Source organism: Agromyces solani, assembly GCF_058349925.1.
Genome location: NZ_JBYRER010000003.1, coordinates 636278 through 659427 on the forward strand (window position 1 = coordinate 636278; position 23150 = coordinate 659427).

Annotated in this window: 25 protein-coding genes; 14 read left to right on the forward strand and 11 right to left on the reverse strand. The window is 72.2% G+C overall.

Features of this window, described 5'->3' with window-relative positions; translation table 11 throughout:
- Positions 1-2295: an LLM class flavin-dependent oxidoreductase gene (locus tag AC3RJ7_RS15300; RefSeq protein WP_491456708.1), complete on the reverse strand. Its 2295-nt coding sequence runs from the start codon at positions 2293-2295 to the stop codon at positions 1-3.
- Between the two features lie 81 nt (positions 2296-2376).
- Between AC3RJ7_RS15300 and AC3RJ7_RS15305 the strand changes: the two genes are divergently transcribed.
- Positions 2377-2823: a winged helix-turn-helix transcriptional regulator gene (locus AC3RJ7_RS15305; protein WP_491456709.1), complete on the forward strand. Its 447-nt coding sequence runs from the start codon at positions 2377-2379 to the stop codon at positions 2821-2823.
- 254 nt (positions 2824-3077) lie between these two features.
- A complete protein-coding gene (locus AC3RJ7_RS15310; RefSeq protein ID WP_491456710.1) occupies positions 3078-3947 on the forward strand; it encodes a carbohydrate kinase family protein in 870 nt (289 codons plus the stop codon).
- A 124-nt stretch (positions 3948-4071) separates the two neighbouring features.
- On the opposite strand, the gene AC3RJ7_RS15315 is transcribed toward AC3RJ7_RS15310, so the two are convergent.
- Positions 4072-4989 carry a DNA-3-methyladenine glycosylase family protein gene (locus AC3RJ7_RS15315; RefSeq protein WP_491456711.1) on the reverse strand — a complete coding sequence of 306 codons (918 nt, stop codon included), beginning with the start codon at positions 4987-4989 and terminating at the stop codon, positions 4072-4074.
- A 284-nt stretch (positions 4990-5273) separates the two neighbouring features.
- Between AC3RJ7_RS15315 and AC3RJ7_RS15320 the strand changes: the two genes are divergently transcribed.
- Positions 5274-6632 (forward strand): pyridoxal phosphate-dependent decarboxylase family protein, encoded by a 1359-nt coding sequence (locus AC3RJ7_RS15320; protein ID WP_491456972.1) that lies wholly within the window; start codon positions 5274-5276, stop codon positions 6630-6632.
- A 107-nt stretch (positions 6633-6739) separates the two neighbouring features.
- The gene (locus AC3RJ7_RS15325) at positions 6740-7312 is read left to right on the forward strand and encodes a YceI family protein (protein WP_491456712.1); all 573 of its coding nucleotides are present in this window, start codon (positions 6740-6742) and stop codon (positions 7310-7312) included.
- A gap of 59 nt (positions 7313-7371) precedes the next feature.
- Here the strand turns inward: AC3RJ7_RS15325 and sigJ are convergent, their stop codons facing one another.
- Complete coding sequence (gene sigJ, locus AC3RJ7_RS15330; RefSeq protein ID WP_491456713.1) at positions 7372-8292, reverse strand: RNA polymerase sigma factor SigJ; 921 nt, start codon at positions 8290-8292, stop codon at positions 7372-7374.
- 92 nt (positions 8293-8384) lie between these two features.
- On the opposite strand from sigJ, the gene AC3RJ7_RS15335 reads away from it, so the two are divergent.
- From AC3RJ7_RS15335 to AC3RJ7_RS15345, 3 genes are all read left to right on the forward strand, one after another.
- Entirely contained in the window at positions 8385-9335 is a 951-nt protein-coding gene (locus AC3RJ7_RS15335) for an NAD-dependent epimerase/dehydratase family protein (RefSeq protein WP_491456714.1), read from the forward strand.
- A gap of 114 nt (positions 9336-9449) precedes the next feature.
- Positions 9450-10343 (forward strand): flavin reductase family protein, encoded by an 894-nt coding sequence (locus AC3RJ7_RS15340; protein ID WP_491456715.1) that lies wholly within the window; start codon positions 9450-9452, stop codon positions 10341-10343.
- Positions 10340-11455, forward strand: coding sequence for an NAD(P)H-dependent flavin oxidoreductase (locus AC3RJ7_RS15345; RefSeq protein ID WP_491456716.1), 1116 nt, complete (start codon positions 10340-10342; stop codon positions 11453-11455). The genes AC3RJ7_RS15340 and AC3RJ7_RS15345 overlap by 4 nt, the downstream gene beginning before the upstream one ends.
- Positions 11456-11477: 22 nt before the next feature.
- On the opposite strand, the gene AC3RJ7_RS15350 is transcribed toward AC3RJ7_RS15345, so the two are convergent.
- Complete coding sequence (locus AC3RJ7_RS15350) at positions 11478-12002, reverse strand: hypothetical protein (RefSeq protein WP_491456717.1); 525 nt, start codon at positions 12000-12002, stop codon at positions 11478-11480.
- 134 nt (positions 12003-12136) lie between these two features.
- Between AC3RJ7_RS15350 and AC3RJ7_RS15355 the strand changes: the two genes are divergently transcribed.
- Entirely contained in the window at positions 12137-12676 is a 540-nt protein-coding gene (locus AC3RJ7_RS15355; protein ID WP_491456718.1) for a YbaK/EbsC family protein, read from the forward strand.
- 20 nt (positions 12677-12696) lie between these two features.
- On the opposite strand, the gene AC3RJ7_RS15360 is transcribed toward AC3RJ7_RS15355, so the two are convergent.
- The 3 genes from AC3RJ7_RS15360 to AC3RJ7_RS15370 are packed head-to-tail and all read right to left on the reverse strand — an operon-like array spanning position 12697 to position 15189.
- Positions 12697-13284: an NADPH-dependent FMN reductase gene (locus AC3RJ7_RS15360; RefSeq protein ID WP_491456719.1), complete on the reverse strand. Its 588-nt coding sequence runs from the start codon at positions 13282-13284 to the stop codon at positions 12697-12699.
- Between the two features lie 43 nt (positions 13285-13327).
- On the reverse strand, positions 13328-14818 hold the full coding sequence (locus tag AC3RJ7_RS15365) for a DHA2 family efflux MFS transporter permease subunit (protein WP_491456720.1): 1491 nt from the start codon (positions 14816-14818) through the stop codon (positions 13328-13330).
- Positions 14819-14823: 5 nt separating this feature from the next.
- Positions 14824-15189, reverse strand: a complete 366-nt coding sequence (locus AC3RJ7_RS15370) for a DoxX family protein (RefSeq protein ID WP_491456721.1) — start codon at positions 15187-15189, stop codon at positions 14824-14826.
- A gap of 153 nt (positions 15190-15342) precedes the next feature.
- On the opposite strand from AC3RJ7_RS15370, the gene AC3RJ7_RS15375 reads away from it, so the two are divergent.
- From AC3RJ7_RS15375 to AC3RJ7_RS15390, 4 genes are all read left to right on the forward strand, one after another.
- Positions 15343-15759, forward strand: a complete 417-nt coding sequence (locus tag AC3RJ7_RS15375; RefSeq protein ID WP_491456722.1) for a winged helix-turn-helix transcriptional regulator — start codon at positions 15343-15345, stop codon at positions 15757-15759.
- Between the two features lie 42 nt (positions 15760-15801).
- Positions 15802-16443 carry a TetR/AcrR family transcriptional regulator gene (locus AC3RJ7_RS15380; protein WP_491456723.1) on the forward strand — a complete coding sequence of 214 codons (642 nt, stop codon included), beginning with the start codon at positions 15802-15804 and terminating at the stop codon, positions 16441-16443.
- A 109-nt stretch (positions 16444-16552) separates the two neighbouring features.
- Positions 16553-18049: a purine-cytosine permease family protein gene (locus tag AC3RJ7_RS15385; protein WP_491456724.1), complete on the forward strand. Its 1497-nt coding sequence runs from the start codon at positions 16553-16555 to the stop codon at positions 18047-18049.
- On the forward strand, positions 18046-18801 hold the full coding sequence (locus AC3RJ7_RS15390) for an MBL fold metallo-hydrolase (RefSeq protein WP_491456725.1): 756 nt from the start codon (positions 18046-18048) through the stop codon (positions 18799-18801). The genes AC3RJ7_RS15385 and AC3RJ7_RS15390 overlap by 4 nt, the downstream gene beginning before the upstream one ends.
- A 6-nt stretch (positions 18802-18807) precedes the next feature.
- Here the strand turns inward: AC3RJ7_RS15390 and AC3RJ7_RS15395 are convergent, their stop codons facing one another.
- Complete coding sequence (locus tag AC3RJ7_RS15395) at positions 18808-19380, reverse strand: RNA polymerase sigma factor (protein ID WP_491456726.1); 573 nt, start codon at positions 19378-19380, stop codon at positions 18808-18810.
- Between the two features lie 77 nt (positions 19381-19457).
- Here AC3RJ7_RS15395 and AC3RJ7_RS15400 point away from each other — a divergent pair, with 77 nt between their 5' ends.
- Complete coding sequence (locus AC3RJ7_RS15400) at positions 19458-19835, forward strand: YybH family protein (protein ID WP_491456727.1); 378 nt, start codon at positions 19458-19460, stop codon at positions 19833-19835.
- A 43-nt stretch (positions 19836-19878) separates the two neighbouring features.
- Here AC3RJ7_RS15400 and AC3RJ7_RS15405 read toward each other — a convergent pair whose 3' ends face one another.
- From AC3RJ7_RS15405 to AC3RJ7_RS15415, 3 genes are read right to left on the reverse strand one after another with little or no spacing between them, the layout of a single operon-like run.
- On the reverse strand, positions 19879-20364 hold the full coding sequence (locus AC3RJ7_RS15405; RefSeq protein WP_491456728.1) for a DUF3237 domain-containing protein: 486 nt from the start codon (positions 20362-20364) through the stop codon (positions 19879-19881).
- Entirely contained in the window at positions 20361-20831 is a 471-nt protein-coding gene (locus tag AC3RJ7_RS15410) for a MarR family winged helix-turn-helix transcriptional regulator (RefSeq protein ID WP_491456729.1), read from the reverse strand. The genes AC3RJ7_RS15405 and AC3RJ7_RS15410 overlap by 4 nt, the downstream gene beginning before the upstream one ends.
- 4 nt (positions 20832-20835) lie before the next feature.
- Positions 20836-22212: a flavin-dependent oxidoreductase gene (locus AC3RJ7_RS15415; protein ID WP_491456730.1), complete on the reverse strand. Its 1377-nt coding sequence runs from the start codon at positions 22210-22212 to the stop codon at positions 20836-20838.
- A 125-nt stretch (positions 22213-22337) separates the two neighbouring features.
- On the opposite strand from AC3RJ7_RS15415, the gene AC3RJ7_RS15420 reads away from it, so the two are divergent.
- Positions 22338-23114: an SOS response-associated peptidase gene (locus tag AC3RJ7_RS15420; protein ID WP_491456731.1), complete on the forward strand. Its 777-nt coding sequence runs from the start codon at positions 22338-22340 to the stop codon at positions 23112-23114.
- The last annotated feature ends 36 nt before the right edge of the window (positions 23115-23150 follow it).

The window sequence follows — 23150 nt, forward strand, 5'->3', positions numbered from 1 at the left end:
CTACACCCCGACCTCGGCCGCCACGCTCGCGTTGTCCGTGAACAGGTTGCCCGGGTCGACCTCGGCCTTGATGCGGCGCAGCCGCTCGAGGGTCGCGGGAGGGAACGCCGCGGCGAGCTGGGCGGGCCCGACCTCGGTCTCGAAGCTCAGGTAGGCGCCCGTCATGTGCGGGGCGAGCAGCTCGTCCCACGCCTCGCTGGTCCGGCGAGCGCGGGTCCCCATCGCGACCACCGAGAACTCGGCGTCGCGGTGGGCGTAGGCCGTGGCATCCGCCGGCACGTCGTGAACCGCACCGCCTGCGGCCCGCACCTGGAAGAAGTAGCTCGCCCCCGTCTCGAGGAATCGCGCGACGTCGCGGGCGAACTCGGGCGTGAAGCGCCCGATGAGCCCCGTGCGCGAGAGCGGCTCGCCCTCGGCGCTGTGGCTGCCGTCGCTCGCGTTCGAGATGATGGCGCGGTAGCTCGTGAGCCTCACATCCTGCCCGACGAGCGGGGCGGCGTCGGCGATGGGCTGCAGCCGTGCGAGCACGGTGTCGGCGTCGTCGGAGTCGACGACGGCCATGACGTGCGCGACCGGCGGGCGACCATCGCCGCCCGGCTGCACGAGGAGGAAGCTCGTGAGGTCGCGCGGCGCATCGACGACCCAGTCGCTCCACGCCAGCAGGAAGGCCTCGGTGTCGCTCGCATCGAACGTCAGCTGCGCGAACGCGACCGTGCCGACCTCGTCGACCTCGAACTCGAACGCGGTCACGATGCCGATGTTCGCGCCCGCACCGCGCACGGCCCAGAACAGGTCGGGCCGCTCGTCGGCGCTCGCCCGCACGACGCTGCCGTCGGCGAGCACGAGCTCGACCGCGCGCAGGTGGTCGATCGTGAGGCCGTGCTCGCGCACGAGCCAGCCGATGCCGCCCGCGGTCGCGAGCCCGCCGACGCCGACGCCGCCGTAGTCGCCCGAGCTCAGCGCCCAGCCGTGCGGCTCGAGTACGGCCGCCACGTCCTTCCAGCGGGCGCCCGGTTCGATGCGCACGAGCCGGGATGCCTCGTCGAGCACGTCGATCGCGTGCATGCGCGAGAGGTCGATGACGATGCCGCCGTCGTTCGTCGACCGGCCGCTGATGCCGTGCCCTGCGCTGCGGATGCCGAGCGGCACGTCGCGGTTCGCGCGCGCGAACGCGACGGCGTCGACGACCTCGGCGGTCGAGGTCGGCTGCAGCACGAGGCCGGGGTTTCCGCCGCGCAGGTAGGTCGACCGCACCCGTGCGAACTTCGCGTCGCCCGGTTCGATCGCGGATGCCGCGAGCGAGGCGGGCACGGCGTCGTAGTCGATCCCGTCCCGGCGCTTCGCGAGCGACGCGGTCGAGCGGATCACCCCGGCCGAGGCATCCGGCCCGAGTTCGCGCTCGACCGCCTCGCGCAGGGCCGGCGCGACCTCCTCGATGAACCGCTGCATGCTCGTCGGGTCGTCGCCCGCGAGGATGAACGTGTCGGCCCCGTCCTCGACGACGAAGGGCAGCAGCTGCTCGGCCCAGTCGGCGGGTGTGCCCTCGATCGCGCCGCCGCGGCTCCTGACGTCGCCCCCGGTGCCGTTCGTGAACCGGCCGGCGACGTTCACGAGCCGGCGGATCTCGGCCGGATTGCGCCCGGCCTTCAGCGCGGCCTCGTCGATGCGGGCCGCGCCCTCGGCGTAGTCGCCCGGCTGCAGGTAGGCGAGCGACGGCAGCCAGCCGTCGCCCGCGCGGCCGATGAGGCGAAGCATCCGCGGCTTCAGCGCACCGACCCAGATCGGGATGTCGTGCGCCGGCGCCGGCCCGCGCTTCGCCCCGTCGACGTGGTAGTACTCGCCGGGCACGCTGAACCGCTCGCGGTTGCCCGCGTCCCACGTGCCGCGGATGATTCGGATCGCCTCGTCGAGCGCGTCGACCGCCTGGCCCGGCGTCAGCCTGCGGCCGCCGATCGCCGCGATCGCGTCCCAGAAGCCGCCCGCCCCGAGCGCGAGCTCGAAGCGCCCGCCGCTCAGGAGGTCGAGGCTCGCCGAGGCGCGGGCGAGCACGGCCGGCTCGCGCTGCAGCGGCACGTTGAGCACGTTGCCCGCCACCCTGATGCGGCTCGTGCGTGCCGCGACCCAGCTCATGAGCGTCCACGTGTCGTGGAACGCGGGCTGGTACGGGTGGTCCTGGAACGTCACGAGGTCGTAGCCGAGCGTCTCGCTCAGCTCGGCCAGCCGCACGGCCTGCTGGGGCGGGTCGTTGACGGGCGTGACGAAGGTGCCGAACTGCAGTTCGCGTCCGTAGTGCATGTGTTCATCCTTCCCGGATGCCGCGACCCGCGCATTCCGCGGGTAAGCTACTTACTCGAAGAAAGTGAAGGAGGCGCGGCCATGGAGTATTCCCGCTCGGTGCCCCACCGGCCCGACCGCGACGATGACGAGGTCGGCGCTCGCCGCTCCGCCCGGCTGCGCGAGCTCGGGCACATCGATGACGAGGCGTGCCGCCGGTTCACGGGCGCCATCGAGTTCGCGGGCCGCAAGTGGAACGCCGCGATCCTGCTCGCCGGCGTGCGCGGCGCCCGCCGGTTCAGCGAGTACCGCGACACCGTGCACGGCATCTCCGACCGGGTGCTCGCGGCCCGGCTGCGCGAGCTCGAGGCCGACGGGCTGATCGAGCGGCACGTGCGGCCGACCACGCCCGTGACGATCCGCTACACGCCGAGCAGCCGAGCGCTCCAGCTCATGGAGTTGCTGCAGCCCCTCGTCGAGTGGCAGCGCACCGACGCCGACGCCGGCGCCGCCTCCACGGCTGCCGATCCGGGCGGCCTGCCCGCCTGACCCGCCCCGCACCCCCACTCGCGCCCTCCGCTCCGCCCGTATCGAGAGTGCAGCCCGGAACGGGCCCTCTCCTCCTCCCGTGCCCTAGGCACGGTTCCACGATCTCGCTGTGCAAGTTCCGCCTCATGATGAGGCGGAACCGGCAGAGCTGAAATGGGAAACCTGCGGGTCGTCCCGTGCCGCGGCCAGGTCCGCGTGACGCCCCTCCGCGCGAGGGCTCGCGCCGAGCGGACCGCGTCCGACAGGATGGGCGGGTGACTGCAAACGTTTTCATCGCCGGCCCCGCGTCGTGGAACCGCATCGTCCTGCTCGACCGCCTGCCCGAACCGGTGCCGCACATGCAGTTCGCCCTCGCCGAGCACGAGACCGTCGGCGGCACCTCGGCCGGCAAGGCGCTCGGACTCGCCGGCCTCGGCCGCCGACCCGCGTTCTACACGCTCATCGGCGACGACGCCGACGGCACTCGCGTGGCCGAGGCGCTGCGCGCCGCCGGAGTCGACCTCATCGTCGGCGCGACCGACGCCACCGAACGGCACCTCAACCTCATGACGCCCGCCGGCGAGCGCGTGTCGCTCTACCTCTCCTCCCCCGGCGAGGCGTCGGCCGAGTCGCAGCGGGAGACCGCGGCATCCGTGGCCCTGGCGATGCGGGATGCCGCGGCGATCGTCCTCGACCTCGCGCCCGAGGCCGGCCGGCTCATCCCCGCGGCGCGCGCGACCGGACGTCCGATCTGGACCGACATCCACGACTACGACGGGCGCGCCGAGTTCCACCGTCCGTTCATCGCGGCCGCCGACGCCGTGTTCATGAACGCCGACGACATCGGCGACCCGATGCCGTTCCTGCGGTCGCTCATCGACGGCGGCGCCTCGATCGCGGTCTGCACGCTGGGCGCCGACGGCGCGGTCGGCCTCGACGCCGCCGGGCGTGAGCACCGCGTCGAGGCCGTGCCGGTCGAGGTGCTCGACACCAACGGCGCCGGCGACGCGTTCATGTCGGGGGCGCTCGACGCGACCCTCGACGGCGCCGAGCTGCCCGAAGCCCTCGCGGCGGGCGCCCGCCACGCGGCATCCGTCTTGACGACCCGCCACCTGCACCCCGCCCTCGACCCGATGCTCGGTTAGGTCGGTCGAGTAGCGGAGCGTATCGAGACCATCCCGCGTTCTCGATACCCTCCTTCGTCGCCACTCGACCGACCTGGTGGTCTCGATACGGCGCCTCGCGCCTACTCGACCGACTCGCCCGCGCTCAGCGCCGGCGGTGGTCGACGAACTCCATGCGCGGGCCGCGGCGCGGCTTGCCGCGGGCCCCAGAGGCGCCGAGCAGCCGGATGACCCGGTAGCGCTGCCCCGCCCAGGGCTCGAGCGCGACGAGCATCTCGTCGTCGGTCATGTCGCGGCCCTCGAGCGCGTGCCCGACGAAGTTCGCGAGGTGGTAGTCGCCGACCGAGACGGCGTCGGCGTCGCCGAGTGCGCGCTGGGCGACCTCGGCCGCCGTCCACGCCCCGACGCCGGTGAAATGCGTGAGCCGGGCGAACGCGTCGGCTGGCGACATGGTCGCGGCCTCGTCGATGCGTGCGGCGTACGGTGCGAGCGCGACGATCGTGCGCGAGCGCTTCGGGTCGACGCCGGCGCGGTGCCACTCCCAACTCGGGATGCGCCGCCACCCCTCGGCCGACGGCGTCACCCGCATGGTGCGCGGCACGGGCCCCGGCGCGGGCTCGCCGAACCGCCAGAGCAGCGCCCGCCACGAGTCGTGCGCCTGCAGCGTGATGACCTTCTGCTCGAGCACGGCCGGCACGAGCGCCTCGAACACCCGCCCGCTGCGCGCGACCCGCATGCCCGGGTTGCGCCGATGGGCATCGGCGAGCCGCGGCAGCAGCGGCTCGAACGCGTCGGTCGCGTCGCGGGCACCCAGTAGGTCGGGGGCGGATGCCGCGGCCTCCGCCGCTCCGGGGCCCCAGGCCTCGCAGCGGAACTCGTCGGGACCGCGCCGCGAGAGCCGCATCGTCGCGACACCGGACGGCATGCGCGTCGTGCGCCAGACGGCGCGATCGGGCGTGACGACGAAGCTCGGGTCGCCGGGGCCGCGGCGCAGCGCGCCGACGGTCTGGTGCAGGTCGGTCGGGTGCGGCGCGCGCCAGTCGAGCTCGGCGTCTGCGGTCACCTCTCCAGTGTGCGCCATGCTGCCGACGCCCCGGCTGGGAGCCACAGCGAGCGGATTCCACGATGACGCACGGAGTTTGCACAGAATCGCAGCACACAATGAATCGTTGCGCCTTGATCGCAATCCGTGCGAAGAAGTTGCGTGAACCCCCATGAGGGGTGAGACTTGCTCTGCCATTCGAGAGGACAGACATGGGCACCGCATCCGAATTCCCCGCCGACGTGACGGCGACCGCTCCCGAGCGGGGCGCGCCCGCGGCATCCCCGGCGCCCGACGCGACCCGCATGCACGCCGTCACCGGCGAGACCGAATCGATCGTCGACCTCGTGCTCGACTACTCGCGTCGACGCCTGCTCTCGACCGACACCCCGCTCGACAAGCCCGAGACCGAGGCCGAGCTCAAGCGCCTCGCCGGCCGCACGATCGACGAGCGCGGCATCGGCGCGAGCCGCGCGCTCTCGATCTTCGAGCACGTGCTCGCGCCCGCGTGCATCACGATCGATCACCCCCAGTACCTCTCGTTCATCCCGGCCGCGCCGACGAAGGCCGCGATGGCGTTCGACCTCGTGGTGTCGGCGTCGAGCCTCTACGGCGGCAGCTGGATGGAGGGCTCGGGCGCGGTGCACGCCGAGAACGAGGTGCTCACCTGGCTCGCGAACGAGTTCGGGCTGCCGGCCGGCGCCGGCGGCGTGTTCGTGCAGGGCGGCACGATCGGCAACCTCTCGGCGCTCGTCGCCGCGCGCGAGCTCGCCCGCGAGAAGCGCACCGCAGAAGACCGACCGATGCCCGCGCGCTGGAAGCTCGTCTGCTCGACCGAGGCGCACTCCTCGAACAAGTCGGCCGCGAAGGTCATGGACGTCGACGTCGTGCTCGTCCCGGCCGGCGACGACGGGATGCTGCGCGGCGACGCCGTGCGCGCGGCGCTCGAGGAGCACGGCGACGACGTGTTCGCCGTGATCGCGACGACGGGTTCCACGAACTTCGGCATCGTCGACGACGTCGCCTCGATCGCCGCACTCAAGGACGAGTTCGACTTCTGGCTGCACATCGACGGCGCGTACGGCCTCACCGGCATGCTCTCGCCCGCCGCACGTGACCGCTACCGCGGCGTCGAGCGCGCCGACTCGGTCATCGTCGACCCGCACAAGTGGCTGTTCGCCCCGTTCGACGCGTGCGCGCTCATCTACCGCGACCCCGAGATCGGCCGCCGCGCGCACACGCAGCACGCCGAGTACCTCGACACCCTCACCGGCAAGCCCGAGTGGAGCCCGTCGGACTTCGCCGTGCAGCTCACCCGGCGCCCGCGCGGCCTGCCGTTCTGGTTCTCGCTCGCGACGTACGGCGCCGCCGCGTACCGAGCCGCGATCACGAACTCGCTCGACCTCGCCCAGCGCATCGCCGATGAGATCCGCACGCGTCCCGAACTGAAGCTCGTGCGCGATCCGCAGCTCTCGATCGTCGTGTTCGAGCGCGAGGGCTGGACGATGGACGACTACGAGCGCTGGTCGGCGAAGTTGCTCGACGAGCAGCGCGCGTTCGTCACGCCGAGTTCGCACGCCGGTCGCCCGAACACGCGATTCGCCATCATCAACCCGATGACGACGTTCGAGCAGCTCGTCGGCATCCTCGACTCGATGCGCTGAGCCCCTCCGACGGCCGTACGCGCCCGGCGAGTCGGACGCGTGTCGAAACCTCCCAGCCCGCGGATGCGAGACTGAGGGAGTCCGCGCAACAGACCCAGGGGATGAACATGACCGTCAACGGACCCGATCTCAGCGGTGACTGGGACATCGACCCGGCCCACAGTCGCATCGGCTTCTCCGCCAAGCACGCCATGGTGGCGAACGTCCGCGGCGCCTTCAACGACGTCACCGGCAGCCTGCACGTCGACTTCGACGAACCCGACCGGTCGACCGCCGAGATCGTGCTCAAGACCGCCAGCATCGACACCCGCAACGCGCAGCGCGACGAGCACCTGCGCAGCGCGGACTTCTTCGACGCCGAGCAGTGGCCCGAGATCGTCTTCACGAGCAACCGGATCGAGGAGGTCGCCGACAACGCGCTCGTCGTCTCGGGTGATCTGACGATCCGCGACATCACGAAGCCGATCACCATCCCGATCGAGTTCACCGGTGCGCACGTCGACGCCACCGGTGCGCTGCGCGCCGGGTTCGAGGGCACGCGGCGCATCGACCGCCGGGAGTACGGTCTCGAGTGGAACGTGGCGCTCGACACGGGCGGATGGCTCGTCTCGGAGAAGATCACCCTCGAGTTCGAGATCTCCGCCGTCAAGCGCGAGGCCGAGGCGGAGGCGGTCGCGTAGCGCCCCCTTTCGCTGGTCGAGTGGCGCCCGACGGAGTCGGACGCGTATCGAAACCGCCGTCACACGGATGACGCGCCGTCGCGCAGCAGCGCGAAGAGGTCGCCGACCGGCCCGAGGTGCCCGAGCTTGTCGGGGTTCAGCTGGTTCGCGAGCGAACGCACCGCGTCGCCCTCGACGTGCAGCGTCAGCACCGAGAGCACGGCGCCGTCGCGACCGCGGAAGACGACGGTGCGCTCGCCGTTCGCCACGGTCGGCTCGGCGACCACCCCGAGCGCGTCGCCGCGACGCATGAGCCCGACGAGGAACCTCGCGACCGCGACGTCGCCCGACATCGGGTGCTGGATGGCCGGCGCCTTGCCCCCGCCGTCCGCGGTCATCACGACGTCGGGCGCCAGTAGCCTGACGACGGCGTCGACGTCGCCCGCGCGCAGCGCCTCGAGGAACTCGCTCGCGAGCCGGGCCGCCTCCGAGGCATCCACCTCGAATCTCGCACCGTCGGCCGCGAGACGCTGCCGCGCCCGGTGCATGATCTGCCGGCATGCCGCCGGATCGCGGTCCACGATCTCGCCGATCTCGGTGTAGTCGTAGCCGAGGGCCTCGTGCAGCACGAACACCGCGCGCTCGACGGGGCCGAGGCGCTCGAGCATCGTGAGCACGCCGATCGAAAGCGTCTCGTCGTGCTCGATGCGGTGAGCGGGGTCGGCGTCGTCGGCGAGCAGCGGCTCGGGCAGCCAGGGGCCCACGTACACCTCGCGCGTGCGGCGGGCCGAACGCAGCACGTCGATCGACAGCCGCGTCGTGACGGTCGACGCGAAGGCGTCGGGGCGCTCGATCGCCTCGCCGCTGCGCACGCGTTCGTGGATGCGCAGCAGGCCGGCCTGCACGACGTCCTCCGCTTCGCTCACACTGCCGAGCATGCGATAGGCGATCGAGAACATGAGCGGCCGCAGCCGGGGGGTCTCGAGCACGAGGTCGACCATCGCCCCAGCCTGTCACACGCGTTCTTCCCTCCGCCTGTCACACCCGGGCGGGGTCGCCCGTCGGAGGTGGTGAAGAGAGAAGGGACGACATCATGAGGATCTTCATCGCCGGTGGTTCGGGAGCCGTCGGTTCGCGACTCGTGTCGCTGCTCGTCGCGGCCGGGCACGACGTCACGGGCACGGCGCACAGCGACGGCGGGATCGCCCGCATCCGGGCCGCGGGCGGCCGCGGGGTGATCATGGATGCCACGGATGATGCGTCGATCCGCCGCGCGGTGCTCGACGCCTCGCCCGAGGTGCTCGTGCACCAGCTCACGTCGCTGTCGGGCAGGTTCGACTTCAAGCGCTTCGACGAGACGTTCGCCGTCACGAACGACCTGCGCACGCGCGGCACCGACACGCTCATCGCCGCCGCCCGGGAGGCGGGCACGGAACGGATCATCGTGCAGAGCTACACCGGCTGGACGAACGAGCACGCGGGCGCCGGGGTGAAGACCGAGGCCGACCAGCTCGACCCGAACCCGGTGCCGTCGGCGCGCAAGTCGCTCGCCGCGATCGCCCATGCCGAGCGAGCGGCCGTCGCCGCGGGTGGACTCGCGCTGCGATACGGCAATTTCTACGGGCCCGGCCAGTCGCTCGGCGAGGGCGGCCAGATGTTCGAGTCGGTGCGCAAGCGGCAGGTGCCGATCGTGGGCGACGGGGCGGGCGTCTGGTCGTTCTGCCACATCGACGACGCGGCGGCCGCGACCGTCGCGGCGGTCACCCACGGGGCCGCCGGCATCTACAACATCGTCGACGACGAGCCCGCGGCGGTCGCCGAGTGGCTGCCCGAGCTCGCCCGGGCGATCGGCGCGAAGCCGCCGATGCACGTGCCGGCCTGGATCGCGCGCACGATGATCGGCGAGTTCGGCGTCTCATGGATGACCACGGCGCGTGGTTCGTCGAACGCGAAGGCGAAGGCCGAGCTCTCGTGGCGGCCGCGGTACGCGACGTGGCGCGACGGGTTCCGCGAGGGGCTGGGCGTCGGGCTCGGCGCCGCCTGAGCCCCGCATCGTCCGGCGTCGGGTGTCGCCGCCCGCGCCGTCATATTCGGCGGCGCGGGCAGCGAGCGGGCGTACCGTGGAGGCATCCGCGAACCGACCGCCGGGAGGCGAACAATGACGCGAGCCGATGCACCCGGACCCGCCGTGACGAGCACCGGACCCGAAGGGCCCGATGCCCACCTCGTGATCGAGCCGACCGTGCTCTACGTCGGTACGCCCGTCTACCTCGTCGTCACCGAGAACCCCGATGGCACGGCGAACCTGGCGCCGGCGTCGGGCCACTGGGCGCTCGGCCGCATGCTCGTGCTCGGCCTCGAGGCCGACGGCCAGTCGGCGCAGAACCTCCTCGAGCGGCCGCAGCTGACCGTCAACTTCCCGGCGGCGGCGCAGTGGCGGCACGTCGAGCGTCTCTCGGCCGTCACGGGACGCGACCCGGTGCCCGACGCGAAGGCCGACCAGTACCGGTTCGAACCGCGCAAGTTCGAGCTCGCCGGCTTCGGCGCGCAACCCTCCGACCTGGTTACGCCCCCGCGCGTGCGCGAGGCACCGCTGCAGTTCGAGGCCGAGGTGCGCCGGATGACCCCGGGCGTCGACCCCGGCTACTTCATGGTCGAGGTGGAGGTCGTGCGGGTGCACGCGCTGCCCGAGCTCAACGTTCCCGGCACCCAGCACATCGATCCGCACGCGTGGCACCCGCTCATCTACAGCTTCCGCCACTTCTTCGACCGGGGCGAGCAGGTCGGGTGGACGCGCAAGTCGCCCACCGCCGGTTCACCGCCGGATGTCTCGGAGCCGACGCCGGACGAGGCGTCGCGCGTCGCCCGCACCCCGCTCGAGGAGCTCGAGCGCTGGGAGAGCTTCGGCGGAACCTGGGCCCTGCGCGAACTGACCGACGACGGTGCGATCGTGAGCCTGTGCCGCTGCGACGGCGGCGAAGAGGTGTCGCGCATCGTGTCGGCGGATCCGGCCTTCCTGGACTGGGCGGCCGCGCAGGAGGTGCAGGCGTGAACGACGCGACCGGTCGCAGCGACTCCGGTGTTCGAGGAGCGGAGCGTCTCGAGCCCCCTCCCCGGCTCTCGACCCCGTGGTCGCGCTCGCTCGACCTCGCGACGCCGATCGTCAGCGCTCCGATGGGCGGGGTCGCCGGCGGGCGTTTCGCCGACGCGGTGTGCCGGGCCGGCGCCCTCGGCATGATCGGCATGGGCAGCGCCGGGTCGGCGGTGAAGCTCGAGGCGCAGCTCGCCGAGTTCGCAGCGGCGCGCGGCGACGACGCGGCCGCCCACCCGTTCGGCATCGGCATGGTGCACTGGGGCCTCGAGCGCGACCCGGCGATGCTCGACGTCGCGCTCGACGCCGGCCCGACGCTCGTGTCGGTCGGCTTCGCGACCCGCTTCGACTGGGTCGAGCGGGTGCACGACGCGGGATGCCTCGCGGCGACGCAGGTCTACACGGCGGCCGAAGCGGTCGTCGCCGCCGACGCGGGCGTCGACGTGGTCGTTGCGCGGGGCTCGGAGGGCGGCGGTCACGGGGACCCCCGGCTGGGCACCCTCGCCCTGCTCGATGCCGTGCTCGACGCGGTCGGTGGGCGGGCGGGCTCGGGGGCCGGCTCCGACGCAGCGGTCGGTCGTCCGGGTGCCCCGGCGGTCCTCGCGGCGGGCGGCGTCGGCTCGGGACGCAGCCTCGCGGCGGTGCTCGCGGCGGGCGCCGACGCGGCCTGGATCGGCACCGCGTTCATCGCGAGCCCCGAGGCGCTCACCCCCGAGTCGGCGAAGCCGGTGATCTTCGCCGCGACGGGCGACGACACGGTGAACACGACGGCGGCCGACGCCGCCCTCGGGCTGCCGTGGCCCGACCGCTTCCCGGAGCGCGTGATCCGCAACGCCTTCGTCGACGAGTGGGGGCACCGCGCGCCCGAGCTCCGCGGCGACGGCCAGGGCGGTGGCGGCGACCTCGCCGCGTTCAAGGCCGAGTTCTCGCGCGCGAACGCGGCCGGCGAGCACGACCTCGTGCCGTTCGATGCCGGCCAGGGCGTCGGACTGCTGCGCTCTTCGCGCCCGGTCGCCGACGTGATCGCGGAGTTCACGCACGAGGCATCCCGCCTGCTCGCCCGCCCGTTCTGAGGCACGCGACCGGTCCGCACCACTACGCCGACGTGGGCGCGTCCGGCTCGTCGGGCGTGACCGGCTCGTCCGGTTTCCGGAACACCTGCCGCATGTGGTCGCTGTCGAGGAAGTCGGCGATGCCGATGAGGATGAGGCTGAACACGATCTGCTCGGTCACCATCCAGAACGGGAAGAGCCCCGGGATCGCCGCCATCACGAGCGTGACGACCGGGAAGATCTTGCTGAACAGCCGCAGCCGGGAGTACGCCCAGCGGTAGCCCTTCTGCGCCCGCCATGCGAAGTAGAAGAGCGTCACCGTCATGCCGAGCACGACGAGGATGCGCATCCACACCGGGAACGCGAGCACCGTGCCGTTGGCGAGCAGCACGGCCGCGACGACGAACGCCGCCCCGCCGATCACGACCTCGACGGCCAGCAGCCAGGTGATCCACGTGAACGCGCGCCGGGTGCGCGGGTGCCCGACGAGTTCGTCGGCGACCCTCACGCCCGCGGCCTTGCCGCCGGCGATGCGGTCGAGCTTCAGCAGCATCGGCTCGAGATCCATGGTTCCTCCTCTTCGAGCGTAGAGGGATGCCTCGGGCCCGGCATCGACCGGAAGTTCGAGTCCCCCAGCGGGTCGAGGAGCGCCCGGCGAGGGAGGACGCGTCTCGAAGCCCATTCCCGCCTACGCTTGCCACCATGCGCTTCGGAACCCTCGACTTCTCGCCCGCCGTCGATTCGCCCGAGCTGCTCGCCCCGCCGACGGCCGCCGCACTGGCGGCCGCGCCCGACCGCGACGTGCTCGTCGCCGCGATCGACGCATCGCTCGCCGACACCGCCGCCTTCTGCGACCACTACGAGATCTCGCCGGGCGACGGCGCGAACTGCGTCGTCGTGCAGGCCCGCCGCGGCGACCGCACCTGGTACGCCGCCTGCCTCGTGCGCGGCGCCGACCGGCTCGACGTCAACGGCGCCGTGCGCCGGAACCTGGACGCGCGCAAGCTGTCGTTCGCACCCATGGACCTCGCGGTCGAGCTCACCGGCATGCAGGTCGGCGGCATCACGCCCGTCGGGCTGCCCGAGGGCTGGCCGATCCTCGTCGACGAGTCGGTCGCGGCGCACGAGCGCCTCATCGTCGGCGGCGGCACCCGAGACGCGAAGCTGCTCGTCTCGGGTGCCTACCTCGCCGGGCTGCCCGGCGCCGAGGTGCTGCCGATCGCGCTCGCATCCGCTGGCTGAACAGCGGCTGCGGCGCTCCCTCAGGCCGCCGCGGCGACGATGTCGGACTGCCGGACCGATCGCATCGCGACGGTCCAGGCCTCGAGCTGGTCGAACATGGTGGCCGCGAACTGCTCGTGGATCTCGGCCGGCTTGAACGTCGTGTAGTTCTCGAAGTCGGTGAAGCCCGAGAACGCGAGCGACTGGCGGACGTGCGCGATCTGCAGTTCGGAGGCGATGCCGCGCAGGTGCTCGACCGCGCGTGCCGCGCCCACGGCCCCGTAGCCGACGAACGCGGCGGCCTTGTCGTTCCATTCGGCGTAGAGGAAGTCGAGGGCGTTCTTCAGCACCCCGGAGGTCGAGTGGTTGTACTCGGGCGTGACGAACACGAATCCGTCGTACGAGGCGATCTTCGCCGCCCACGCCTTCGTGTGCTCGCCGGCGTACTGGCCGAAGGCGGCCGGCATCGGTTCGTCGAGGTGCGGCAGCGGGTAGTCGGCGAGGTCGACGAGCTCGTAGGTCGCGCCTTCGCGCCCGTTCGCCTGGGCGATCACCCAGTCGGCGACGTCCTTGCTCTTGCGGCCGGGACGGGTGCTGCCGACGATGACGGCGATGCGGATATCGGACATGTGGGGTCTCCTTCGATGGTGGGGTTGGGTGATGGGGTGTCGGTCAGAGCTCTGCGGCGAGCGCCGCCGCATCGGCGGCGCGCTCGTCGCCCGCGGACGCCCGCGCGGGCGAGCGGACGAAGAAGCTGCCGACGACGGCGACCAGGGAGATCGCCGCGCCGATGGTGAACGCGAACGACACGCCGTGCGCCCCGGCGGCGTCTGATCCGGCGCCTCCGGCCGCGGCCTGCGCGGTGCCGATCGCGAGCATGGTCACGAACAGGGCGGTGCCGATGGCGCCGGCGACCTGCTGCACTGTCCCCACGATCGCGGACCCGTGCGAGTACAGGCGTGGGCTGAGCGACCCGAGGGCGCTGGTCATGAGCGGGGTCATCATGAACGAGACCCCGAGTGCGATGCCGGCGAGCCCCAGGGCGGCGGCGATCGGCGGCGTGTGCTCGGTGAGCCGCGTCAGCGCCCACAGCGTCGCGGACGCGAGGATCGCGCCTGGGATGACGAGCGGCCGCGGCCCGTACCGGTCGAACAGGCGCCCGACGAGCGGAGCGACGAGGCCCATGACGAGTCCGCCCGGCAGCAGCAGCAGGCCGGTCGCGGCGGCTTCGACGTGGAGCACGTTCTGCAGGTAGATCGGGAGCAGCATGATCGCGCCGAACATCGCGGCCATCATGATCACGATGAGGCCGGTCGCGAGGGAGAACGATCGCGAGCGGAAGGTGCGCAGGTCGAGCAGTGCCCGGTCGGTGCGCTGGAGCGCGAGCTGCCGCCGCACGAACAGCGCGAGGAACACGACGCCCACGATGAGGGCGATCACGCCGGCCGCGACGGGGCTGCCGGGGCCGCCGCCGATCGTGCTGATGCCGTAGACGAGGCCGCCGAACCCGAGCGCGGTGAGCGGCAGTGACAGGGCGTCGAGCGGAGTGCGGGCCCGTTCGCCGACGTTGCGCAGCAGCGCGAGGCCGATCCCGAACACGCCGATCGCGACGGGAAGGATCGTCCAGAACAGGAAGTGCCAGTTCAGCGACTCGAGGATGAACCCCGACAGGGCGGGCCCGAGTGCGGGAGCGACGGCCATGACGATCGTGATGCGGCCCATGAACCGGCCGCGCTCATGCGCGGGAACGACGTTCATGATCGTCGTCATCAGGAGCGGCATCATCATCGCGGTGCCGACGGCCTGCACGACGCGCGCGACGAGCAGCAGCTCGAAGGTCGGTGCGAGGGCGCCGATCAGGGTGCCGATCGTGAACGCGGTCATGGCCGCCCCGAAGACCTGCCGGGTCGAGAAGCGCTGCAGCAGCCAGCCCGTGGTGGGGATGACGACGGCCATGGTCAGCATGAAGGCGGTCGTCGTCCACTGCGCGGTCTGCAGCGTGATGCCGAGGTCGGTGACGAGGTGCGGGATCGCGACGCCCATCACCGTCTCGTTGAGCATCGTGACGAACGCCGCCCCGAGCAGCAGCCAGATGACGCCCGTCCCACGGGCGGTGTCGCGGCTCGGCGTGGGGGCGGCCGTCGCCGTGGAGATCTCGCTCACGACCGTCACACCCCGAGCAGCCGCAGGGCGGCGATCGCGAGCGCGATGACCATCATCACGAGGTTCCCGACGAACCGCTCGCCGTGCTTCCGGTGGGCGGCACCCGCGAGGAACTGGATGATCGCGATGCCCACCGCCGCGATCGGGGTCAGGAACGTGGCGATGCCGGTGAGGGGCGGCACGATGAGGCCGATCGCGCCGAGCACCTCTGCGACACCGATCCACCGCACCTGGGCATCGGTGTAGTCGTCGAGCACCGGCATCGGCCGGCGGCCGCCGTGCGGCTTGAGGATCTTCATCGTCCCGGCCATGAGCATCACGGCGGCGAGGAGACCGGACAGGACCCAGGTGAGGATCGTGAGGGCGACCATAGTTTCAGAACCTTTCTTAGTTACCTCTTGTAACTGAGGTACCATCGGTTAGTATTCCGAGCAGGCCGCGGGAAACGCAAGGTTACCGACGCACATGAAAGTAACCATTGGTAACCTCGCAGGGGACGGCAGCGACGGAGGGACGGGGGCGCGATGGCGATCGAGGACCGGATGGCGACCATCCACGAGCCGCGGATGCATGAGATGTGCGGGCACGATCCCGCGGAGTCCGAGGTGTTCCGCTCGGTGCTGTCGCGCATCGGCGACAAGTGGAGCGTGATGCTCGTCGGCATGCTGCACGAGGGGCCGCTGCGATTCGGGCAGCTCAAGCAGATGACGCCGGGCATCTCGGCACGCATGCTCACGCACACCCTCCGGCAGCTCGAGCGCGACGGCCTGGTCGAGCGCGAGATGTTCCCCGAGATCCCGCCGCGCGTCGAGTACCGCTCGACGCCGCTCGGCAAGAGCCTCGCCGGTCCCGTGCTGGCGATCGCCGAATGGGCGTCGGCTCACCAGGACGAGATCATCTCGAATCGCGACCGCTACGACGCCCGGGCCGACGAGGACTGACGATCGGTCGCGGTCACCGGCGGCCCGGCTACCCTGAACGGGATGACACGCACCCAGTCGAGCGGCGGCTTCACGCGACGCCCGCGCGAAGACCGTCGCGACGAGCTCCTCGATGCGGCGGTCGCGCTCGCGTTCGACGACGGCCTCGGCAGGATCACCGCGCGCCGCGTCGCCGCGCGGGTCGGTGTCGCGCAGGGTCTCGTCACCCACTACTTCGGCTCGATCGACGAACTGCTCGCCGCCGCGTTCGAGCGCGCGGCCGAGGCCGAGCGCGACGAGCTCGATCCGCGTCCGACGGGCGACCCGGTCGCCGACATGCGGCGCGTGCTCGGGTTCTACGTCTCGCACGACCGCGACCCCGCCGCACTCCTCTGGCTCGACGCCTGGCGCGAGAGCGCCCACCGCCCCGCGGTCCGGCAGGCGGTCATCCGGCAGATGGAGGGCGACGTCGCCGACCTCGACGCGATCATCGAGGCGGGCATCGCGAGCGGCGCCTTCCCCGAAGCCTCGGCCAAGTCGTCGATGCGCATCATCGCGCTCGTCGACGGTCTCGCCGCGAACGCGGCCGTGCGGGCCGGCCTCGACGAGCCCACGCTCGACTACGCGAACGTGATCGACTTCGTGTTCAGCACGGCCGAGCGCGAGCTCGGGCTCCCGCCGGGCGCACTGCTGCCCGAGGCCTGACGAGCCGGAGGCATCCGCACCGGGCTTATTGACCAATGGGCCAACACGCGATACTCTCCCCGTGGCTTGAAATTGGCCGCAAGGCCAACAACGCGAGGAGGCGTTCCAGATGGCGGAGACCGCGAACACGGCGGAGACGACGAACGAGGCGAACACCCGGCCCGGGCGCATCGAGCAGCACGGCACCGACCACATTCCCGCGGCCGAGCGCCACGGCACGCCGCGCAGCCTGTTCGCGGTGTGGGCGAGTTCGGGCGTGAGCTACCTGTACTTCGTGCTCGGGGGCATCCTCGTGCTGCTCGGCCTCGACGCCTGGCAGGCGCTCGCGGTCGTCGTCGCGGGCAACCTCTTCTTCATCGGCGTTGGATTCCTCGCGATCAGCGGCCCGCCCGCCGGCGTGCCGAGCGAGGTCATCACGCGCAGCTTCTACGGCGTGCGCGGCAACCGGGTCGTGAACGTGGTGCTCGGCTGGCTCATCGGCGTACTCTACGAGGCGATCAACCTCTCGGTCGGCGCACTCGTCGGCTTCACGCTCGTGCGATGGTTCGCCCCCGACGCCCCCGACGCGGTCATGGCCGCGATCGTCATCGGGCTCGCGCTCCTCACCTTCACGATCAGCGTCTACGGACACGCCACGATCGTGAGGATCAGCGGCTGGGTGATGTGGGCGCTGCTCGCGGGCATCGCGGTGCTCGCCTGGTTCGTGCTCGCGAACGCCGACCTGTCGTACGTTCCCGAGGGCGGCGTGCTCGAGGGCCCCGAACTGTGGGCGGCGGCCGCCGCGGGCTTCACGATCATCGCGTCGGCCCCGCTCTCGTGGCTCGTGGGCGCCGACTACTCGCGCTACCTGCCCGAGCGGTCGAGTCCCGCGAAGGTCGCCTTCTGGACGGCGTTCGGCGGGTTCCTGCCCGCGGTGGTCATCGGCTCGCTCGGGGTGCTCGCCGGCACCGTCGTCGACATGTCGGTGCCCGAGGAGTCGATGGCCGAGCTCGTGCCGGCCTGGTTCTACCCGGTGTTCCTGCTCGTCGTCGTCATCGGGTCGATCACGAACAACGCCCTCACCGCCTACAGCACGGGCCTCGCGCTCATGGCGTCGGGCATCCGGTGGAAGCGGTCGGTGACCGTCGTGTTCGACGCCGTGATCGCGGTCGCGCTCACGCTCTACGCGCTCTTCGTCTCCGACTTCCTCGGCACCGTGAGCGGGCTGCTCGAGATCAGCATCGCCGTGCTCGCACCCGCCCTCGGCGTGTACGCCGTCGACATCGTGCTGCGCCGCAACCGCTACGACGGCATCGCCCTGCAGGACGAGTCGCGCGGCGGCCCGAACTGGCACCTCGGGGGCTGGAACCCGGCCGGCTGCCTCGCGCTCGGCGTCGGCAGCGTGGTCACCGCGCTGTGCGTGAACACCACGTTCTACACCGGTCCGATCGCGGCGGCCCTCGGCGGCGCCGACCTCTCCCCGTTCGTGGGCGTCGTCGTCGGCGGCGGGCTCTACGCGCTGCTCGGGCCGCGTGCCGTTCGCCGAGCGATCATGGATGCCGCGGCGAGCGCCGACCACGAGGCATCCGGTTCGACCGTGGCCGAGCCCGTCAGCGAGCCGGCATGACCGCCTCGCACGCGCTCGACACGGTCGGCGTCGTCGACCGGTGGTTCTCGGCCGAGCCGCTCGACGAGCGCACGACGCGCCTCGAGGAGCCGCACGTGCACGAGTTCCTGCGCGGCAACATCTGGCACGTCCGAGGGGCGACTCGCGACCTCGTCGTCGACGCCGGGCTCGGCATCGCCTCGCTCCGCGACGAGCGGCCCGAGCTGTTCGCGCACGACCCGGTGCTCGTCGTCACGCACGCGCACCTCGACCACATGGGTGGGGCGCACGAGTTCGACGATCGGCGGGCCCACGCCGACGAGCCGATGGACGACCCGCGCGGCACGTCGATCCGCGGGCCCGAGCTCGCCGGCCAGCTCGGCCTCGACGAGCAGCTGCCCGACCTGCTCATCACGGCCCGGCCCTCCGGATTCGTACCCGACGGGTACCGGTTGCGGCCCGCCCCGGCGACCCCTCTCGTGGACGGCGACGTCGTCGACCTCGGCGACCGCCGATTCACCGTGCTGCACCTGCCGGGGCACACTCCCGGTTCGATCTGCCTGTTCGACGAGGCATCCGGCACGCTCTTCAGCGGCGACGTGGCCTACGACGACGTGCTGCTCGACGGCCTGCACGGCTCCGACCGCGATGCCTACGCCGCAAGCCTGCGCCGCCTGCGCGACCTGCCCGTGCACATCGTGCACCCGGGCCACGGCGAGTCGTTCGACGGCGGGCGCCTGCGCGAGCTCGTCGACGCGTACCTCGCGGGCTGAGCCGGATCAGGCGGATCGGGCCGGCCGGACCACGCGGGCCGGCTGGCCCGCCCGGGCCGGGTCGGCCACGACGACCTGCTCGGAGAGCGCGGCCGCCAGGCGCTGACGCGCCCGCCTGATCCGCTGGCGCACGAGTGCCGGGCTGATGCCGAGCAGCTCGGCGATCTCGTTGCCCGAGCGGTCCTCGAGCGCCGCGAGCACGAGCGGAGTCCGAAGGGCCTCCGGCAGCTCGCCGATCGCCCGGAGGGTCACCCGAAGGTCGGTCCGCACCTCGAGCCGTTCGTCGGCCGCGGGCGCGACGGCCTGCGGCTCGTCCTCGAGCCGGTCGTCCGGCCGCCGCCCGCGAAGGTGGTCGACGGCGGTGTTGCGCGCGATCGCGTCGACCCACGCGCAAACCGTGCCCGCACCCGGATCGCGCACGCCGTCGATCGCCTTCCAGGCGCGCAGCAGCACGGTCTGCGCGAGGTCGTCGGCGTCGTCCGGGCGAACGCCGAGGCTGATCGCGCGACGTCGAAGCCGCTCGGGCTCATCGGCGATGAGCTCCAGCAGCGTGCTCGCCTGCGGGGCGGATGAGGGCATCTGTCACATCTCTCGCTCGTCGACGTCTTTCTCGATGACCCGACTCCCGGGTCACCTACTCGAAGAACGGAGCCCCCATGTCTATTCCCGTCGCCACCCTCGACGCGCTGCCCCTCGCATTCGCCGAGCGCTTCAACGCCCAGGACCTCGACGGCCTGCTCGACCTCAACGCACCCGGCGCGGTCTTCGTGCCCGCACCCGGCCAGCCCGTCGAGGGCGACGCGGTGCGGCCCGCGCTCGAGCAGTTCCTCGCGCTGCGGCTGCCCATCGCGATGCGCACGAAGCACGCGTTCATCAGCGGCGACACGGGCCTCGTGATGGCCGAGTGGTCGATCGCGGGCGTCGGCCCCGACGGCTCGGAGGTCTCGCTCTGGGGCGTCACCGCCGATGTCGCCCGTCACGACGAGCAGCACGGCTGGCGCTACGTCATCGACAACCCGTTCGGCACCGTCTGAAGCCTTCCGAAGCCTTCCGAGCCGCGGCCTCGCCGGGCGTCGCTCAGCGCACGAGGAACACGCGAATGCACACGTGGCCCGGTTCGGGCCGGGCGAGCCCGACGAACTGGTGCTCGGCGAGCCACCGGTACGCCGGTGCGTCGGTCTGGAACACCGGGGCGGTGCGGTAGTAGAGCTCCTGCTCGCTCACGCGCTCCCCGGCATCGAGCCGTGCGACGAGGCCCTCGTCGGCGCGATGGTAGCCCCGGTTCACGACGTCGATGACGGCCCCGTCACCGGTGCGCAGCAGGTAGCGGGCGTCGAGCTGGGTCGTGGCCCCGCGGCACACCCACCAGTCGCCGCCGCCGGGCAGCACCTCGCCCTCGAGCCCGGGGCCCGAGACCGTGCCGCCGGTGATCGGGGTGAAGCCGAGCTCCTCGCCGGGACCTCGGCCGATGTGCTGCTCGTCGCCGACCGCGACGCGCAGCTCGAAGACGAACTCCAGCTCGGGCTGCATCGGTCGGGATGCCTCGGTGCCGGTCGCGTTCACGAGCGCCCTCCGTGCGCGACATCCTGCACGACGTCTCGCAGCCGCTCGAGGGCGGGCAGCGCCGCGGCGAGCGCGGCACGGTCGGCCTCGTCGAGCGCGTCGAGCGCGTCGACGAGGATCGCCTCGCTCGCGCGGTCGAAACGGTCGAACAGCGAGAGGGCCCGGGTCGAGGCGCTCACCTCGACCCGGCGCCGGTCGCCGGCCGCGGCCGAGCGCGTGACGAGCCCGGCCGCCTCCATCGTCCTCAGCAGGTTGCTGACGGTGGGGCGACTGAGCCCGAGCTCGGACGCGAGCTCGCCCGGCGCGCGCACGACCCCGCGCGGCAGCGCGCGCAGCACCTCGATCTGCGCGTCGGGCAGGTCGGGCAGGTGCTCGGCCGATCGCGCGGCCTTCAGCAGGCCGCGCCGCAACGGCGAGACGATCGAGCCCAGCCGTGCGAGCTCTTGTGCGGGCGCTCGGTCGGTCATCCGGTCAGTCTCCCATCGGCGGCGCCGACTCGGGGGTGAGCGAGGCCCGCTCGTTGAGCGCGGCCGGGTGGAACCCGGCGGTCCGCTTGTAGCCGTCGGCGATCTCCTGCAGCTCCTCGGCCGCGATGACGTCATGGATGTCGGCGAACCCCTCGGGCGCGCGGTCGTACGCGAGCTGCATGACCTTCTCGGGCCCGAGCTGGCGGGTCATCTCGAGCAGGCGGGCGGTCGCGGGGCGGCGGTCGGCCTCGTACGCCTCGAGCGCGCGGCGCACGGCCGCGGCACGGTCGGCGTCGGCATGGGCGGATGCCTCGGCCGAGGCATCCGCACCGGCCGCCTCGTTCGCCAGGTGGAAGGCGAGGGTCCGCCCGTCGATGATCGCCTGGGAGGCGCCGTTCGACCCGTTCGGGTACATCGCGTGCGCGGCGTCGCCGATGAGGGTCGACCCGCCGAAGGTCCACCGCGGGAGGGCGTCGCGGTCGACCATCGGGTACTCGAGGATCTCGTCGGCGGCGGCGATGACTGCAGGTACGTCGAGCCAGTCGAAGCTCCAGTCGGCGAAGAGCTGCTCGATGGGCCCCGGGTCGACCGCGTGGTTCCAGTCGGCGGTCTCGTCGACGCCCTCGGGGGCGCGACGCTCGGCGATGAAGTTGAGCCGGGTGTCGCCCGCCTCGCCACCGGGGGCGACGAGCGGGTAGGAGACGAACTTCTGCTCGCCGTCGCCCGCCATGATCATCGTGCGGCCGTCGAGGTACGTGGGCACGGTCGCCGTGCCGCGCCAGAGGATGAGGCCGTTCCACACCGGCCCGCCCTCGTCGGGGTAGGCCTGGGCGCGCATCGCCGAGTGGATGCCGTCGGCGCCGATCACGACGTCGGCGGCGACCTCGAACTCCTCGGGCGCACCGTCGGCGCCCTCGCGCACGAACCGCGCGAACTCGGCCCGGCCGGCCACGCGGGCGACGGGCGAGTCGGGGTCGAGGTGCTCGACGCCGACGAGCTTGCAGCCGAGGCGGATGGTGTCGGGCCCGAGCCGGCGCTCGACCTCGCGGGCGAGCAGCAGCTGGAACTCGCCGCGGTGCACCGAGAGCTGCGGCCAGCGGTAACCGGCGTCGAGGCCGCGCGGCTCCGACCAGATCGGCTGCCCGAACCGGTTGTAGTACGAGAGGCGGCTCGGCGGCACGCCGATCGAGGCGACCTCGTCGGCGAGGCCGAGCTCGGTGAGCTCGCGCACGGCGTGCGGCAGCAGGTTGATGCCGACGCCGAGGGGCTTGAGCTCGCGCACGCGCTCGTAGACGGTGATGTCGCGGAAGCCCGCGCGGTGCAGGCTCAGGGCTGCGACGAGCCCGCCGATGCCGGCTCCGGCGATGACGATCTTCAACATGGCCTCCTTGTCATGGGCGCGCCTCGGTCGCAGGGGTGCGGTCTCGTCGGGAGCGTGCGGATAGTTTTGCAACAAAACTCTTTGGACGCAAGCCCCTGCGCGTGTCGGCGGTCGGTGGCAGGCTGGTGGAGAACCCGGGCACCGACGTGATCGGCAACGACCAGGAGGCATCCATGTGCGGCAGATTCGTGGTCTCGCAGAAGGTCGACGACCTCACGGCGGTGTTCGACGCCGAGAACGACTTCGACGACTGGCAGCCGAGCTTCAGCCTCGCCCCGACCGACACGGTGCCGATCGTGCGCGAGCGCGCCGACCGCGAGACCGGCGAGTTCGTGCGCCGGCTCGAGCCCGCCGTGTGGAACTTCCACCCGTCGTTCATGAAAGACGCCAAGCGTCCGCAGTTCAACACCCGCATCGAGACGGTCGCCACCAACGGACTGTGGAAGGGCGCGTTCGCCCAGGGTCGCTGCATCGTTCCGATGCGCGGCTACTTCGAATGGACGGGCGAGCCGGGCAAGAAGCGCGCGCACTACCTGCACGGCGAGGGCGACGTGCTCGCCGCGGCCGGCATCTCGACGGCGCGCAAGCTGCCCGACGGCGAATGGCAGGTCTCGACCTCGATCATCACGAGAGAGGCGAGGGATGCCTCGGGCGAGATCCACGACCGCATGCCCGTGTACCTCCCGCTCGACGAGATCGAGCGCTACCTCGACCCGGCCAAGCTCGACGCGGGCGGCATGCAGGCGATGGTCGACTTCCTCATCGAGGCGTCCGACCGCGTCGCGCCGACGATCACCGAGTACGAGGTCGACCCGCGCGTCAACAACCACCGCGCGATCGACCCGGGCGACCCCACGCTCATCGAACCGCTGAAGGGCGGGACTCCCCCGCTGGTCGAGTAGCGCGCGACGCAGGAGCCTCCCCGCCGGTCGAGTAGC